Here is a 16,159-nt window from a genome sequence, read left to right as displayed (position 1 = left end):
TTGGAGTACCGTTCATGTCTTTGAGTTTTCCTGTCGACACGGTTCTGGCCATTCTCCAGCGCTTTCCACGTCCTGCCGATGAATTGGAGCAGCAGGCGCTGGCGCGCTTGAAGACACTGGAGGCACAGGAGGCTGACTCACTGTGGGAGCAGCTGTGCCTGAGGGTCTTGCTCAATCCGGTATACCTGGAGGCACTCTGGCCTGATGCCTGTTCGCAGCATCCGGAAATGCGCCAACTCATACAGCGCCTGAAGGAGCGACTCTGGGTGCCGGATGCCAGGGAGCAGGCCGAGAACGATAGTGCTCAGTGGGTGTTGGAGCAGGGGGATGCCGGCCAGCACGACACGCTGATGCAGCGCCTGCTGAGCTATCTGAAGAATGGCAATCCGAATGGTGGCGCTCCGTTCGCTTTCCTTGCGCGTTACTACACCTGGCGTGACGTGGTCGTGACGCAGTTGGTCGCCCCCGAACGCACAGAGCTGACCGACCGGATCTTCGGTTTGCTGGATATGCAGAACAAGCAGTGGGGCAAGCCTTACTGCGGAGGCTACGCCTATCAGGGCTATGCCCGAGTCGGTATCGCGGGCGTCAAACCAACCGAAGAGCGCCTCGAGGGATATGGGTTCCTGCCCTGGTTGAACGGCGACATGAGCGTGTTGGAGATAGGCTGCAATAACGGCTTCATGGCCATTGAACTCGCCGGTCGAGCAGGCATCGTCGATGCGGTGGAATACAACCCGTTCCTAGTCGAGATCGGTCGTATCACTGCTGAAGCGCTGGCTCTGGACAATGTCAGTTTTCAGGTCGCGGATTTCAGCAATTGGATGCCCGCCCGACGCTACGATGTCGTTCTCTCGTTCGCCAATCACTGCACGATCGACGGTAATCTGGCCGTGGAATTCGAGAGTTTCGTGGCCAAACTCTGGGGGCTGACTCAGGACGGGGGCTGGCTGTTGTTCGAGAGTCACAACGTGTTCGGCTCTGGCACTGGCGCGGCGGGCGATGATGGCGATCTGGATCGCAAGTTCGACATCATGGAGCGCTACTTTGAGCTGCAGGACTCCAAGATGACCAAGACGTTCGTACCCAGCCATGACATCGACAAGCTATTCGTCGTGTTGCGCCGACGTCCACAGGTACTTGCTTCCGTCCAGCGGAGCATGAATCTGGGCGAGGCGCGTAAGCGCTATGCCTATCAGGGCGAGCCTTTTCCCTGTTGAGAGCATAGCTCGTTTCAGCTGCTGGGAAGGCTCAGCAGTGCCAGGTGCTTGAGCACTGGGTGGATCACGTAGTAGGTGCCACCCCGTTCTGCGTCCTGTTGCTCCAGCACCTGCAGCTCACGGCTGGACTGATAGCGGCGCAGCACTTCCAGTAGTAGGTCGGCGCGGATTGCAGTGTCGTAGCGGCGATCGATGTCGGTGCCCAGCGGCGGTGCCGGATAGCGTTTGCGCGCGAGCACCGGGCCGGTATCTATGCATGTATCGAGCAGAATGGCGCTGGCGGCACAGCTGCCTTCCTCCAGGAGGCTGTAGTAGACGGTCGTACTGCCACGGTAGTCGGGCAGCCAGCCGCTGTGTATGTGCAGCAGCGGGATGCCCAGCTCGATCAGTGGCGGCTTGACGATCTGCCCGCCATACCCTGAGAAGATCACCAGACGCGGTGCCCGCTCACGCACGGCATCGATGACCTGCTGATCGTTGATGTCGCGTGTCGCCAGGCAGGTGATGGGTACATCGCAGTCGGCCAGGGTGCGGCTGAGGGGGATCCCCAGATCCGGCAGTAGAACCCCCATCAGCTCTCGGGCCGGCTCGCTCGGCGTCGTGGGGGATTGCGGCGCCTCGCCGAGCAGCAAGGCGTGGGAGGGCATCAGGCCATGGGCGGCCAGGGTCTGCACGTAAGCCTGGCTGCGCGCACTGTGCGCAGCGATCAGCAGAACGTCGTCGAGGTGGGTCATGGGGCGAGCTCCACGTTGGCCTGTGATGCAATGCGAGCGACCCAGTCTTGTTCGGCTGCGATCAGCCAGGCGAGCTGAGCGCCCCGGGGCTGGCTCAGGCGCGGGAGAATCGAGATCAGGCTGTCGATGACCTTGAGCAGGCCATTGAGAAAGGGCAGGGCGCCAGGCTGCTCGGCTTGATGCAGGCACAGCGCGGCGAATTGCAGGTAGAGATCCAGGTCGTCGTAGCCGCTGTCGGCGACCGCCTTGAAATTCGCGTCATAGCGGCGGTGCAGGCGCTTGCTGACCTCGAAGCGTTGCAGCAGGCGTTCGGCCAGGCGCCGCTTGCCCGGTGCATCCGCGGCCGCGTGCAGCAGGTCGGCCAGCAGCGCAGCCGTATCCACAGGGTGTTCGTTTCGTTCGGCGGCTACGGGTAACGGCACGGCCTGCGCTGGTGGCAGTTGCATCAGCGCCGCCTGACGGCTCGCACGCCAGGCCTGGAAAAAGGCTGCGCCGTGGTACTGGCTGTAGAAGTAGGTGTTGCGTTCCTCGAGCCGATCACCCTGGCTGTAGGGGTAGTCGATGTCGCTCATGCCATCGATCCCTGTGCTCGTTGCAGGATGTCACGGGCCAGTTCGGCGATGTCGGCCGGTTGGCTGGTGTCGATTTCGAGATCCGCTGCGCTGGGGGGGGGGAAGGGAATATCCACGCCCACCATGTCGCTCATCTCGCCGGCCAGCGCATGGCGGTAGAGCCCCTTGGTGTCGCGTTCGAGCAGCGTCTGCATCGGCGGGTTTAGGTAGACCTCGTAGTAGTGGCGAAAGCGTGTGCGGTTGAGCGCGCGCAGATCGGGGAAGATCGACAGGATGCTGCATACCACGTTGATCTCCTGCGCATCGAGCCAGGCGCACAGCTCGAAGATGCGCTCGGCGTTGAGACGCCGCCCTGCCAGGCTGTAGTCCGCGGCCTGGGTGTCCTGGCGGAAGATGCGCCGAACCTCGTCGCCGTCCACCAGCAGGGTATTGGCTGCCTGATGCTTCCATTGGCGGGTGATTTCACGACCGAGTGTGGTTTTGCCCGAGCCGGACAGGCCGATCAACCAGATGACCATCAGCCTCTCCTTGCCAGGGAGCGGGCACTGTTGGCGATCGCCACGGCGGCTACCTGACCGGCGTAACCGTAGAACGGCGCGAAGTAGTACTGGCTCAGGGTCTTGCGGATCGGTCGCTGGGCCTCCCACAGACTGGCATCCTCCAACAACTCTTCGAGGCGACCGCTGTGCTGGTTGCCAAGGTGAGGCAGGTATTTGCGCAGCCAGATGTCCGAGGAGTCCTCGCCCATCAGCGGATCGGCTTCGGCGTTGGGCACGTCCAGCAGCAGCACGTTGCGATCGGTGTAGATGCCGCCGAAGGCGGAGCCACCGTAGTCGCACAGCAGGAAGTCGGCGAGCTGGAACAGCTCGACGTTGTCGATATGTTCGCGGATCACGCAGGTGAAACGCTCCAGCTCGCGCATGCGCGCCGGCTCGTCGGTGATGGTGATCGGATGGGGTTTGACGATGACGTTGTAGCGCGCCTGCAAACGTGCGACGGCGGCAGCGAACAGGTCGATCGAGCTGAGCGTGCTCCAGGTCGGCAGCCACACCACGGTCTGCCGGTTTGGGTCGAGTTTCAGCTCGGTCAGGCGCGCTGTGCGATCCAGCGGCTGATTGAAGAAACGGTCGAAGCGGGGATAGCCCATCTGGATCTTCAGCGTGTCTTGGCAGAATTCCAGATGCTCAGCCTGATAAGGACCGAAGCAGAGGATGCTGTCGTACACCTGGTTCCAGGACTGGAAGTTCCAGCCAGCCTTACCGTTGGCATACATGAACCGCAGGTTGTAGCGGCCGATGGACTTGGGCAGGTAGGGTGAGTCGGGGCCACGCAGGTAATGCTGAGGGAAGTTCGACACCAGGGTGGCGTAGCGCTCTTTGCGCGCGAGCATTTCCCGTGCGTCGCGCCACGGCAACTGATACCGCTGGCAGCCGGCGACCACGGCGTCGATGTCCTGCTGCGTCTTGCCGGTAACAGCGATCTCCACGCTGCCTGCCGGCAGGTGCTGCCAGACCGCGTGGTAGTGATTGAACATCTCAGGGTTGTGAATCAGAAAACCGAAGCGTTCGAGTTCGCTAGCCATGCCGTCCCGTCCTGGCGATTACCGATACGCCATGTTACTGGAAATTAACCGGCGGTTGAGGCGCTTCTTCCGTGACGCTTCAGGCTAGGCTTGCTACGCTCGAAACTTCTCTCAAGGGCAGTCCATACATGGCATCGATCCATCCGTCCGCGGACGTCAAAAGCCAGTCGATTGGTGAGGGCACCTCGGTCTGGCAGTTCGTGGTGATCCTCGCTCAGGCGCGCATCGGTCGTGACTGCAACATCAACGCCCACTGCTTCATCGAGAACGACGTGGTGCTCGGTGATCGGGTTACGGTGAAGTGCGGCGTGTACCTGTGGGACGGCCTGCGTATCGCCGACGATGTTTTCATCGGTCCCAACGCTACCTTCACCAATGATCGACTGCCGCGTTCCAAGCAATACCCCGACAGTTTCCCGCAGACCGTGATCGAACACGGCGCCTCCATTGGTGCCGCGGCGGTCATCCTGCCAGGCCTGACCATCGGCGCCGGTGCCATGGTCGGCGCCGGCGCGGTGGTGACCCGTGACGTTCCTGCCCGCGCGCTGGTCGTTGGCAACCCTGCACGTATCGTGCGTTACCTGGATGAGTGACATGTTTCCTTTTCTCGATCTTGCCGGGATCAACCGGCGCGATGAAGCGGCACTGACCGAGGCGTTTCAGCGGGTGCTGCGTTCCGGCTGGTATGTGCTGGGTACCGAAGTCGCCGCGTTCGAGGCCGAGTACGCGGCTGCCTGTGGAGTGGCGCATGCCATCGGGGTGGGCAACGGCCTGGATGCACTTACCCTGATTTTGCGTGGCTATCGGAAGTTGGGGCGCCTGGCCGAGGGTGACGAGGTGGTCCTGCCTGACAACAGCTTTGTCGCCACCGCGCTGGCCGTCAGTGAGGCTGGTCTGACGCCGGTCTTGGTCGAGCCCGAGGCGGACACGTTCAACATCGATCCGGCCGCCATCGAGACCGCAATCAGTCCGCGCACACGGGCAATCATCGCCGTGCACCTGTACGGGCGTCTGGCTGACATGCAGCGTCTGCGTGCACTCGCCGATCAGCACGGGCTGTTGCTGATCGAGGATGCGGCTCAGGCGCATGGCGCAGTGGATGCCCGCGGGCACGCTGCGGGTGCCCTCGGCGATGCGGCAGGCTTCAGCTTTTTCCCGGTGAAGAACCTTGGCGCTCTTGGCGATGCCGGTGCTCTGACCACCAACGACGATGACCTGGCCGAGCAGGTGCGCAAGCTGCGTAACTACGGCTCCAGCCGCAAGTACGTGCACGAGTTGCAGGGTATCAATTCGCGCCTTGACGAGTTGCAGGCTGCGCTTTTGCGGGTAAAGCTGGCGCGTCTGGTTGATGATGCCCTGGCCCGACGCGACCTGGCGGCGCGTTATCTGGCCGGCATAGACAACCCGCATCTGCAACTGCCCCAGGCTCCGCACGTGTCCGGAAGCCACGTCTGGCACCAGTTCGTCATACGCTGCGAGGCACGAGAGGCCTTGCAGGCGCATCTCGAGCGTCACGGCGTACCGAGCCTGATCCACTACCCGATTCCCATCCATCGGCAGGCCGCTTACTCCGAGTTTGCCGATCGGCACCTGCCGCTCTCGCAACGCCTGGCTGGCGAGGTGCTCAGCTTGCCGCTATACCCGGGAATGGCAAATGAATGGGTCGAGCAGACCATTGAAGCGTGCAACGCTTTCCGCGTCTGAGAGGAAGGTGGTTCGAGTTTTGCTTCGGAGCCACAACAACCCTGTCGATCATGTTTTCTTGACGCAGCGACTGCATGGCGGCTCGGTCACCTGGACGGTGATCGAGAGGCAGGCGCGCATGGGTTACACCAGCGTATTTGGAGCGTTCTATGTCTCTTCAGCACTGCAAGATCATCGATCTGCCAATCGTCGAGGATCGGCGTGGCAACCTCACTTTCATCGAGGGAGGGCAACACATTCCCTTCGATATCCAGCGTGTCTACTACCTCTATGACGTTCCTGGCGGCTCTCACCGCGGCGGCCATGCTCACAAAGGTTTGCACCAGTTGTTGATCGCCATGTCGGGCAGTTTCGACATCCTGCTGGATGATGGGCGAACCAAGTTCAAGTACCACCTCAACCGTTCCTATTATGGTCTTTATATTCCGCCAATGATCTGGCGTGAGATCGACAACTTCTCCAGCGGCTCGGTGTGCATGGTGCTGGCGTCCGAGCACTACAGCGAAGACGATTACTACCGCGACTACGACCAGTTCTCCCTGGCTGCCAACGGCAAGTAACCCACCGTTGTGGCCCGTGGCCGCCATAACCCGGCTGGCTGTTTTCACTTTTTTCAATCGGAGTTTTCTGCATGCCCCAGGGAAGTCATCTGCCAGACGCAGTGGTCAGCGCCAGGGTCGTTTCCGCCCGAAGCGCCAAGGGCTGTGTCGATCTGACCGAGCTGGCCGCCGCCGAGAGCTGGTCGCCGGCACCGCTGGAGATGGTGGGGTTCTCTCTGCCGGAAAGCCTGCGCCAGGCCCGGCAGCGCATGCTGGCTCAGTATCGCGGGCGCTTTCACGATGTGCGCCTGGTCGCCGGCATGGCCGGCATTGGCGATATCGCCAATGGTGAGTATGTCTGCGACGGTGTTTACGACAACCTTGGGCGAGTGAATAACGCCTGGTATGAAAAGCATGGGTTGCGTGTCGATGACAGCGGCGCGTGTGCGTTTTTTGCTGGCAAGGGCGAGTCGTTGCAGGTGGCCAATGCCATCAGCTTCTTCGGTTGGGAAAACGGCAACTATGCACACTGGTTGAGTGAGAAGCTCGGGCGCTTCTACTGGATCGAGCAGGCCGACCTGCCGGACGATACCGTGGTGCTGGTCGAGGCCGGCTTGCCGGCTTCTATCATGGATGCACTGGCCTTGTTCTGGCCACGTGAGCGTACGCTTTGCGTGTCGCCGGGAAGTGCCTGCCAGGTGGCTGTACTGCACCATTTTTCCGACACCGCCGATATCTGGGAGCCGCGTGCCGGCTACGTCTATCGCGGTGACGAATACCATCTCTACCCGCCGGCCATCGCCTGGATGGCCAGCCAGGTCAAGGCCCGCTGCGCTGCGGTCGAGGGCCAGGACAAGGCCTACCTGATTCGGCCGCCGGGCGGCAATGGCCGTACCATCGTCAACCAGCAGGAGCTGATCCGCGAGCTCAGTCGCGATGGCTTTCAGGCCTTTCAGCCGGAGGTGCGCGACTTTGCCTCGCAGGTGCGTGCGCTCGCCGGTTGCGAACTGGCGATCCTAGGTTCTGGCGCGGCTGCCGCCAATCTTCTGTGGATGCCCCGTGGCGGCACCCTGGTGATGCTGATCCAGGATAATCCGCAGATGTGGTACTGGTTCTTCCATGCCCTGGCTGCTGCGGTGGGCGTGCGTTTGGTCTATCACCCGGTCAAGGGCTTGCCTGGCACCCACAGCGTTGTCTACCACTGGAACGTGGAAATTCCCATCGAGGCCCTGCGCCAATGGCTGGACCAGGATGCACAGCGCGCCAGCCAGGCGCTGCCTGAGCAGCCGCTGGGCGTCGCGACTCTGCAGAGCGAGCTCGCCGGGCGGCGCCGCAGAACGCTGCCTGAGCCGCTTTCTGTCGAGCCGCAGGAGGAGGGCGTAGATGTCACCGTTGCGGTGATGTCCTACAACAATGCCGCATTCCTGGCTCAGACCCTCGATTCGATCCTGGCTCAGGAAGGTGTTCGGCTCGAGGTGGTGGTCTACGACGACTGCTCGAAAGACGACAGCCTGGAGGTGTTGAAACGCTATGCCGACGAGTCGCGTCTGCATTTCGAGGTCAACGCCCAGAACCTGGGCATGACCGGCAACTACAACAAGTGCGTGGCGACCGGGCGCGGTCGTTACGTGGTGGTACTGGGTTCCGATGACGTGCTCTACCCGGGCCACCTGGCCTCGTTGGTCGAGGCCATGGATGCCAGTCCGCAGGCTGCGCTGGGCTATACCCAGTGCTACTGGATCGACGAGCAGGGGGTACGCCAGCAGTACGCGGATCATCCGGGGCACCGGCGCGCATCGTATTGCGGTGGGCGCGACGAAGTGATCGACCTGCTGTGTTTCGATAACTACATCACGCCTTCCGCCGCCATGTTGCGCCGTAGTGCACTGCATCTCGTCGCACTGCCGGAAGGCGGCATCCACCGCCACGACATGCTTGCTGGCGATTGGGAACTGTGGATTCGCCTGGCCCGTGTGGCGCCCGATTTCGTATTCCTGCGCCAACCCAGCGTCGGCTATCGGGTGCACGGCGGACAGATCTCCAAGAGTTTCTATGGCAGTGACCGTCCGCTGCGCGAGCACACTGAGATTCTCGAGATGTGCCTGGATGACGCGCCGACCCGTGTGCGCATACGAGGCGCTGCGCAACCGATCTGGCAGCTCTACCGCCAGCGTTTCGAGGCCTACCCGGCCGAGGTTCGGGCGCCGCTGCAGGTGCGCATCGATGCCGTCCGCCGTGCGCTGCTGGAGCAGAACAGCCATGATGAGGTTGCGACGTGCCTGTTCTCCATCATCCTTACCACCTACAACCGTGCCGATCTGTTGAAGGATGCTCTGGCCAGCGTCGGCAACCAGACCTTGCGCGATTTCGAAGTCATTCTGATCAACGATAACGGCGAGCCGGTTGAACACCTGCTGGCCGATTACGCGTTCCCCATCACCTATATCCGCCAGGGCCGCAACCAGGGCTTGTCAGCCGCGCGTAACGCCGGCCTCAAGCTGGCGCGTGGGCGCTACATCGTCTACCTCGACGATGACGACATCTACCTGCCCAACCACCTGGCTGTGCTGGCCGAGGCCTTCGAGCAGCATCCAGATAGCGTCATCTATACCGGCGTCGAGTACGTCAATGAAAAGCTGGAGGATGGCCAGCGTATCGAGCTTGGTCGTGGCCAGCCGTTCAAGCACGAGGTGTTCGACCGCGATCGCCTGTTCGTGCAGAACTACATCCCGGTCAACACCTGGGCACATCCGCGCCAGATGCTGGCCACTGTCGGTGAGTTCGACACCGGGCTGGCGGCCTTCGAAGACTGGGACATGCTCCTGCGTATGGCCACGCGCTACCCGTTCGTGCACGTACCGACGGTGACCAGCGAAGTCCACACCCGTGCCCCGGGCGCCGGCGGCGACCACATGCTCGGTCGTGAGCGCAAGAACTTCCCGGCTCTGTACCGCGAGCTCTACGAGCGCTACGGTGGTTCCGCCAGCGAGGGGCTGCAGCGTGGTCGTCAGCAGATGCTCAAAAGCCTGGGGGAACGACCCAAGGATGGGCTTGCGCAGTGGCTGGCCAAACGCTTGCCGACCGCAGCTGAAAACCGCCTGATCTCCGACTATCTGCAGGGGCACCAGGGCGGGCCGCTGATCGGCGTGGTGGTGCTCGATAGCGACGGCCAGTCCGAGCAACTGATGGTCACGCTCAAGAGCCTGCTCGGCGAGCGCTGCCTCTATGCGACGCTGCGTATCTTGGTCATCACCCCGGCCGACGTGCCCGCCACCTCGGCGGCGGACAAGCTGCATTTCCTGCAAATGACCGACGAGCCCTTGGTCGAGCAGATCAACCGCGCGGTCGAGGCCAGCGATTGCCAGTGGTTCATGCTGGCTTATGCCGGCGATGAGTTCACCCAGAGCGGCCTGATGATTGCCGGCCTGGAACTGGCCGGCAATCCCGAGTGCCGCGCCGTATATGGCGACCAGTTGCAACGTCTGCCGGACGGCAGCCTGGGCGGTGCTTTCCTGCCGGGCTTCAACCTCGATCTGCTGCTCAGCTTCCCCATGGTGATGGCGCGCCATTGGTTGTATCGCCGCGATCTGTTCCTGGCTGTCGGTGGCTTCGATTCGGCGTTCCCCGATGCTTTTGAGTTCGAACTGCTGACCCGATTCATTGAACAGGAAGGTCTGGCAGGCCTGGGGCATATCGATGAACCGCTGGTGATCACCGAAGCACCTGCGCTGCGTGACAATCCTGATGAGCGCCGGGTGATCGAGCGTCACCTGGGTAATCGAGGCTATCAGGCTCAGGTGCTGCCCGGCTTGCCGGGACGTTATCGGTTGCACTACGGCCATGGCGCTGCTCCCTTGGTGTCGATCATTCTCGCCACGGATGTGCCTTTGGCCGCCTTGCAGCGCTGTACTGACAGCTTGCTGGAAAAGACTGCCTACAGTCATTACGAGCTGTTGCTGGCCGATAGCGGCACGCGGGCTGACGTCAGCGCTTGGTTGCGCGAGGTGGCGTTACTCGGTGACGACAAGGTTCGCGTGTTTCCCGCAGAAGCTGGGCTCGCGCAGAACCGCGCTGCGGAGCAGGCGCGTGGCGAATACCTGCTGCTGCTTTCTGGCGAAGCGGCCATCATCAATGCTGACTGGCTGGGTGAGTTGCTCAACCACGCTCAGAGGCCGGAGGTCGGTGTGGTCGGCGGCAAGCTGCTGACGCCGAACGGGCGTATCGCCCAGGCTGGGCTGCTGTTGGGTGTCAACGGCCCGGCGACTGCCGCTTTCGCAGGTGAGGCGATGGATGCGGCGGGCTATATGCACCGTCTGCAGGTGGATCAGAACTACAGCGCAGTCGGTGAGGAATGCCTGATGGTGCGTGCCGAAGTGTTCCGCCAGATTGGCGGGATGGATGCCGGGCTGAATGCCTTCCGCGATGTGGATCTCTGCTTGCGTGTACGCGATGCCGGGTATCTGACTGTATGGGCGGCAAACGCGATTATCCTGCATGAGGCGGAGCGGGTACGGACCAGCACCGCAGCAGAGGATCAGCTCTACGAGCGTTACCTGTCGCAACTGGCAAGCGACCGTGCTTACAACCGTAATCTGGCATTGAACGGGCGGGGCTTCGATCTGGAAAGCGACGTGTCCCTGACCTGGCGCCCCCTGAGTTGGCGGCCTTTACCGGTGGTATTGGCCCACCCTGCCGATCCTTGGGGCTGTGGTCATTACCGCGTCATCCAGCCGCTCTCTGCGCTGAAGTCTCAGGGGCTGGCCGATGGCACTCTGTCCATGGGGTTGTTGCAGGTAACCGATCTGGAGCGCTACGACCCGGACGTGGTCGTGTTGCAGCGCCAGATTGGCGATGATCGCCTGGAGGCCATGCGCCGTCTCAAGCGTTTCTCGCGCGCGTTCAAAGTATACGAGCTGGACGACTATCTACCCAACCTGCCACTGAAAAGCGTGCATCGGGATCAGATGCCCCGCGATATCCTCAAGTCTCTGCGTCGCGGCCTGGAGTTCGTTGATCGCTTCGTGGTGTCCACCCAGCCGCTGGCAGAGGCGTTCGCCGGCTTGCATGGTGATATCCGTGTAATCGAGAACCGCCTGCCGGTGAAATGGTGGAAGGGGCTGCAAAGCCAACGTCGGCGAGGGCGTAAGCCTCGGGTCGGCTGGGCCGGTGGGGTCAGCCATACCGGCGATCTGGATCTGATCGTCGATGTCGTTCGCGAATTGGCGGGAGAGGTCGAGTGGGTGTTTATGGGCATGTGCCCGGATGCGATCCGGCCCTTCATTAATGAATTTCATCCAGGTGTCGATATCGAGTCTTACCCGGTTGCGCTTGCGAATCTGGATCTCGACCTGGCGCTGGCGCCGGTGGAGGCCAATCTGTTCAACGAGTGCAAGAGCAACCTGCGCCTGCTGGAGTATGGCGCCTGTGGCTTTCCGGTGATCTGTAGTGATCTTGTGTGCTATCGCGGAGACCTTCCTGTTACGCGGGTGAAAAACCGCTTCCGCGATTGGGTCGATGCCATCCGCATGCATACCAGCGATCTGGATGCGACTGCACAGGCGGGTGATCGGCTACGCGAAGCGGTTTATCGCGACTGGATGCTGGACGGTGAAAACTTGGAACGCTGGCGCAAGGCCTGGATGCCTGACTAAATGTGCCGCAAAAACCGTCGAGTGCTGCAATAGTGCTCGACGGTTTTCAGGCAAAGGCGCCCATAAAGCGTGAGTGACTGGTTAAGTGATTGACTGTAAACAATAAAAAAAAGCTGAAAATTGTCTCTAAAGCTCCTTAGGCAAGCGCCGATAAAGAGATCGAATGCGAACTCTCTGGGCGTCTGAGCATGCAGGCCCGAGCTCGCAAGCTCAGACAAACGGTTCTAAGGTCATCTGGAGGCAATACCATGGCCCTTACAGTCAACACTAACGTTGCGTCCCTCAACACTCAGCGTAACCTGAACACCTCGTCCAAAGGCCTGGATACTTCCCTCCAGCGCCTGTCCACCGGCTATCGCATCAACAGCGCCAAAGACGACGCTGCTGGCCTGCAGATCGCCAACCGCCTGACCAGTCAAATTACTGGCCTGGGCGTAGCGACCCGTAACGCCAACGACGGTATCTCCCTGGCGCAGACCGCTGAAGGTGCCTTGCAGCAGTCCACCGGTATCCTGCAGCGTATGCGTGACCTGGCCCTGCAGTCGGCCAACGGTTCCAACGGTGCTACCGAGCGTGCTGCCCTGCAGGGCGAAGTCGCTCAGTTGCAACAGGAGCTGAACCGTATCTCTGACACCACCAGCTTCGGCGGTCGCAAGATCCTCGACGGTAGCTTCGGTTCGCAGAGCTTCCAGGTAGGTGCCAATGCTTACGAAACCATCAGTGTTTCCATCGGCTCGGCCGCTACCGATCGTATCGGTATCAACCGCTTTACGACCGACGGTGCTACTGCAACTGCTATTGCTTCAGGTGCCGCTTTCAGCGCCACCTCGGGTAGCGCTTATGGCAGCTCCTCGTTCAACATCAACTCCAAGCTGTCTGATGGGGATGTCGCGATCTCCGGCGCTGCAAGTGGTTCGGCCAGTGAAGTGGCTCGTGCCATCAACTCTAAAAGCGACGAGACTGGCGTAACTGCCAACGCTCGTACTGTTGCAGTTCTCGGTGGCATCACTGCCTCGGGTACCGTCTCCTTCAATCTGTCTGGTCTTACCAGTAAGTCGCTGGAAGCTGACGCTGCCACTGTCTCTGCTGTGGTCTCCGATACTACTGACTTGTCCTCCCTGGCTGATGCCATCAACCGTGAAACTGGCAAAACCGGTATCTCGGCTGTGTCCAAAGGTGACACCATCGAGCTGGTCAGCTCGCGCGGCGATGCGATCCAGATCACCAACTACGCTGGTTCGGGTGGTGCGACTCTGCAGGCCAAGAGCTTCGATGGCGAAGATGACGTTGGCACTGCAGCTGCCATCGTCGCTGGAGGTGGTGCTCGCGCCGACGGTCAGGTACAACTCGAGGCAGCCGATGCCTTCCAGGTTACTGGCATGAGCGGTGGTCTGGGTGCTGACGGCTTCAGTGAGCTGGATGCGGTGAACACCATCGACATCAGTACGGCGACGGGGGCTCAGGATGCACTGGGTATCATCAACGGTGCGATCTCCAACATCGACAGCCAGCGTGCTCAGCTCGGTGCCGTGCAGAACCGCTTCGAGAACACTATCTCGAACCTGCAGAACATCGCTGAGAACTCCTCCGCTGCTCGTAGCCGGATTCGTGACACTGACTTCGCTGCCGAAACCTCGGAACTGACCAAGAATCAGATCCTGCAGCAAGCCGGTACCGCGATCCTGGCTCAGGCCAACCAGTTGCCGCAGGCCGTACTCAGCCTGCTGGGCTAAGGTCAAAGGCGCTAGACTACGGGGGGAAGGGCCTGGCTCTTCTCCCCGTTACCTCATTGTGAGGAGTAATTTATGGACGTCAGCTCAATTAAGCCCCAGGTCAATTCCACGGTTGTCCGCGATGGTGGCGTCTCCAATGCTGCCGAAACTCGGCAGAAGCAAGGTCTTTCGACTATCGCGACAGTTTCGAATGCTGATGAACAGGCTACTGCCCGAGCAGTTACACCCGCTCAGGATGTCAGTCGTGAGCAGGTTGAGGATGCGGTAGCGACCATTCAGGAATTCGTGCAGTCGGTTCGTCGCAGCATCAATTTTGCCGTCGATGACGGCTCTGGGCGTGTGGTTGTCAAGGTGACGGATGCTGGGTCGGGCGATGTGATTCGCCAGATTCCGTCTGAGGAAGCGTTGAAGTTGGCAGAAAATCTGTCAGAAGTGCGCAGCCTTTTGTTCAAGGCCGAGGCATAACGACACGTCTTGGCATGAGTTTTGACTGATATCCTTCAATCGACAGGGTGCAGTCGGATTTTTGACGAGGTGCAAGATCATGGCAGGTATTACGGGAATCGGTTCGGGTCTCAACATCAACGAGATTGTCACGGCGTTGGTTAATGCCGAGAAAGCGCCGAAAACCAACCAGCTCGATAATCTCGAGAAGAAGACCACTACCCGTATCTCTGCGATCGGCACCCTCACGGGGGCGATGAACTCCTTCAAGACGGCCCTCGACGCGCTAAACAAACCTTCCCTGTTTGAGTCGCGCACTGCCAGCACCTCCAATAGCAGTATGCTCAAGGCTACTGCTGCCACAACTGCGCCTGCAGGCACATACAGCGTTCAGGTTCAGCAATTGGCTGCCAGCAGCAAGGTTGCCCTGCAGTCTGTCTCGGGTGTGGGTAACGCCCCGGCTACTTTCAACAGCGGTACGCTGGAAATTTCCGCTGGCAGTACCAGTATCAGTGTCGATGTCACCGCAGCTAACAACACGCTTGCTGGCATGCGTGACGCGATAAACGAAGCCGGTAAAAACAGCGGTATAAGTGCCACCATCATTACCGATGATTCCGGTTCCCGCCTGGTGCTGAGCTCGACCAAGACTGGCGAAGGCAATGACATCCGGGTAGCGGTTACCGAAGATGGTGAAACGACCGGCGGCAATGCCCTGACGACTCAGGCGTTCACGCCACAGGCTGATCCTGACAATGCTGATGCTTTCCTCAAGCCAAGCTCGGACAGTGGCGCGGGCGGTGTAATCACTCAAGCCAAGTCCGCCAAGTTGACCATCGATGGCCTGCAGTTGGTCCGCAACAGCAACAAGATCGAGGATGCCCTTGAGGGCGTTACGCTTGATCTGGTTGCGGCGCAGAGCGCTACCGATCTGACCGATGGCAAGACCATCAATCTAACCGTTGGTGTCGACAAGTCCAGCGTCAAGAGCAACCTGCAGAAGTTCGTCGACGCCTACAACGCCCTGATCACCTCGTCTGCGCAGCTCACAGCTGTCGTTGAGGTGGAGGGTTCCAAGCCTGTAGCAGGCCCTCTGGTTGGCGACTCCACGGTGCGCAGCGTGCTCGCCGGTTTGCGTAACGAAATCGTCAAGATGACCGGCGGTGGAGAGAGTGGCGTTCGGGCGCTGGCGGATCTGGGCATTACAACGGGCAAGGATGGCAAGTTGTCTCTCGACGATGCCACGCTGACCAAGGCGCTTGAGACCAATTTCGATCAAGTGGGTAGCTATCTCACGGGCAGTGACGGCTTAATGGGGCGTCTTTCTGGCTTTGTATCCGGCTATGTGGCGACCGATGGTGTATTGAAGCAGCGTGATAGTGCCCTGCGCGATACCTTGAAGAGCGTTGACTCTCAGCGCGAAAGCCTGAACAAGCGTGTCGAAAGCCTGCAAACCCGACTTTATGCCCAGTACAACGCCATGGACTCCTTGGTAGGGCAGCTTACCCGCACCAGCGAAAGTTTGAGCGGCATGCTCGCCAACCTTCCTGGTTTCGTGAAAAAGGATTAAGTAATGGGCAAGAACCCGATTGACGCCTACAAGCAGGTCAAGACCAGCCAGGAGATATCGCCTTATCGTACGGTGCAGCTGTTACTCGAAGGTGCATTGCAACGTGTGATGCTGGCCAAGCAGGCACAGGCCGAGGGTGATACCGAGATTCGCGGCATGGCCGTGGGTAGCACCATCACAATTCTGGGCGTGCTGCAGGCGGCTCTGGACAAGGAGCTGGGCGGTGAAATCGCCGAGAACCTGGATGCGCTCTACGACTATATGACGCGCCGTTTGGCGGGTGTCGCTTTGGACGATACGCCACGTACCCTCGAAGAGGTTCAGGCGCTGCTGGGTGATATCAAAAGCGCCTGGGATGCCATCGGCCCTGAGGTCGAACCGGCGCCTGCTGGCTGATTGAGCGCTTCTGG

General features: G+C 60.7%; 13 protein-coding genes. 9 read left to right on the top strand and 4 right to left on the bottom strand.

The window, feature by feature from the left end:
* Window positions 1-14: 14 nt before the first annotated feature.
* Window positions 15-1,220 (top strand): class I SAM-dependent methyltransferase, encoded by a 1,206-nt coding sequence (locus tag CDO35_RS06610; protein ID WP_099523152.1) that lies wholly within the window; start codon window positions 15-17, stop codon window positions 1,218-1,220.
* Between the two features lie 14 nt (window positions 1,221-1,234).
* On the opposite strand, the gene CDO35_RS06605 is transcribed toward CDO35_RS06610, so the two are convergent.
* The 4 genes from CDO35_RS06605 to CDO35_RS06590 are packed head-to-tail and all read right to left on the bottom strand — an operon-like array spanning window position 1,235 to window position 4,108.
* Window positions 1,235-1,954 carry a formyltransferase family protein gene (locus tag CDO35_RS06605; RefSeq protein WP_099523151.1) on the bottom strand — a complete coding sequence of 240 codons (720 nt, stop codon included), beginning with the start codon at window positions 1,952-1,954 and terminating at the stop codon, window positions 1,235-1,237.
* Window positions 1,951-2,526 carry a hypothetical protein gene (locus tag CDO35_RS06600; protein ID WP_099523150.1) on the bottom strand — a complete coding sequence of 192 codons (576 nt, stop codon included), beginning with the start codon at window positions 2,524-2,526 and terminating at the stop codon, window positions 1,951-1,953. Before CDO35_RS06600 ends, CDO35_RS06605 begins: the two co-directional genes overlap by 4 nt.
* Window positions 2,523-3,044: an adenylyl-sulfate kinase gene (locus tag CDO35_RS06595; RefSeq protein WP_099523149.1), complete on the bottom strand. Its 522-nt coding sequence runs from the start codon at window positions 3,042-3,044 to the stop codon at window positions 2,523-2,525. The genes CDO35_RS06600 and CDO35_RS06595 overlap by 4 nt, the downstream gene beginning before the upstream one ends.
* On the bottom strand, window positions 3,044-4,108 hold the full coding sequence (locus CDO35_RS06590; protein WP_099523148.1) for a CDP-glycerol glycerophosphotransferase family protein: 1,065 nt from the start codon (window positions 4,106-4,108) through the stop codon (window positions 3,044-3,046). Before CDO35_RS06590 ends, CDO35_RS06595 begins: the two co-directional genes overlap by 1 nt.
* 128 nt (window positions 4,109-4,236) lie before the next feature.
* Here CDO35_RS06590 and CDO35_RS06585 point away from each other — a divergent pair, with 128 nt between their 5' ends.
* From CDO35_RS06585 to fliS, 8 genes are all read left to right on the top strand, one after another.
* The gene (locus tag CDO35_RS06585; protein WP_099523147.1) at window positions 4,237-4,701 is read left to right on the top strand and encodes an acyltransferase; all 465 of its coding nucleotides are present in this window, start codon (window positions 4,237-4,239) and stop codon (window positions 4,699-4,701) included.
* Window position 4,702: 1 nt separating this feature from the next.
* Complete coding sequence (locus tag CDO35_RS06580; RefSeq protein ID WP_099523146.1) at window positions 4,703-5,812, top strand: DegT/DnrJ/EryC1/StrS family aminotransferase; 1,110 nt, start codon at window positions 4,703-4,705, stop codon at window positions 5,810-5,812.
* Between the two features lie 149 nt (window positions 5,813-5,961).
* Window positions 5,962-6,372 carry a sugar 3,4-ketoisomerase gene (locus CDO35_RS06575; RefSeq protein ID WP_099523145.1) on the top strand — a complete coding sequence of 137 codons (411 nt, stop codon included), beginning with the start codon at window positions 5,962-5,964 and terminating at the stop codon, window positions 6,370-6,372.
* A gap of 71 nt (window positions 6,373-6,443) precedes the next feature.
* Entirely contained in the window at window positions 6,444-12,002 is a 5,559-nt protein-coding gene (locus tag CDO35_RS06570; RefSeq protein ID WP_099523144.1) for a glycosyltransferase, read from the top strand.
* A 248-nt stretch (window positions 12,003-12,250) separates the two neighbouring features.
* Complete coding sequence (locus CDO35_RS06565; protein ID WP_099523143.1) at window positions 12,251-13,735, top strand: flagellin; 1,485 nt, start codon at window positions 12,251-12,253, stop codon at window positions 13,733-13,735.
* Window positions 13,736-13,807: 72 nt separating this feature from the next.
* Entirely contained in the window at window positions 13,808-14,200 is a 393-nt protein-coding gene (locus tag CDO35_RS06560; RefSeq protein ID WP_099523142.1) for a flagellar protein FlaG, read from the top strand.
* Window positions 14,201-14,279: 79 nt separating this feature from the next.
* Window positions 14,280-15,749 carry a flagellar filament capping protein FliD gene (fliD, locus tag CDO35_RS06555; protein ID WP_099523141.1) on the top strand — a complete coding sequence of 490 codons (1,470 nt, stop codon included), beginning with the start codon at window positions 14,280-14,282 and terminating at the stop codon, window positions 15,747-15,749.
* A 3-nt stretch (window positions 15,750-15,752) separates the two neighbouring features.
* Window positions 15,753-16,145: a flagellar export chaperone FliS gene (gene fliS / locus CDO35_RS06550; RefSeq protein WP_099523140.1), complete on the top strand. Its 393-nt coding sequence runs from the start codon at window positions 15,753-15,755 to the stop codon at window positions 16,143-16,145.
* Window positions 16,146-16,159 lie beyond the last annotated feature (14 nt).

This window comes from Pseudomonas sediminis, assembly GCF_002741105.1.
Classification (GTDB): Bacteria; Pseudomonadota; Gammaproteobacteria; order Pseudomonadales; family Pseudomonadaceae; genus Aquipseudomonas; species Aquipseudomonas sediminis.
The sequence above is the reverse complement of the archived record's forward strand: the minus strand, read 5'-3'. Positions and strand labels throughout refer to the sequence as shown.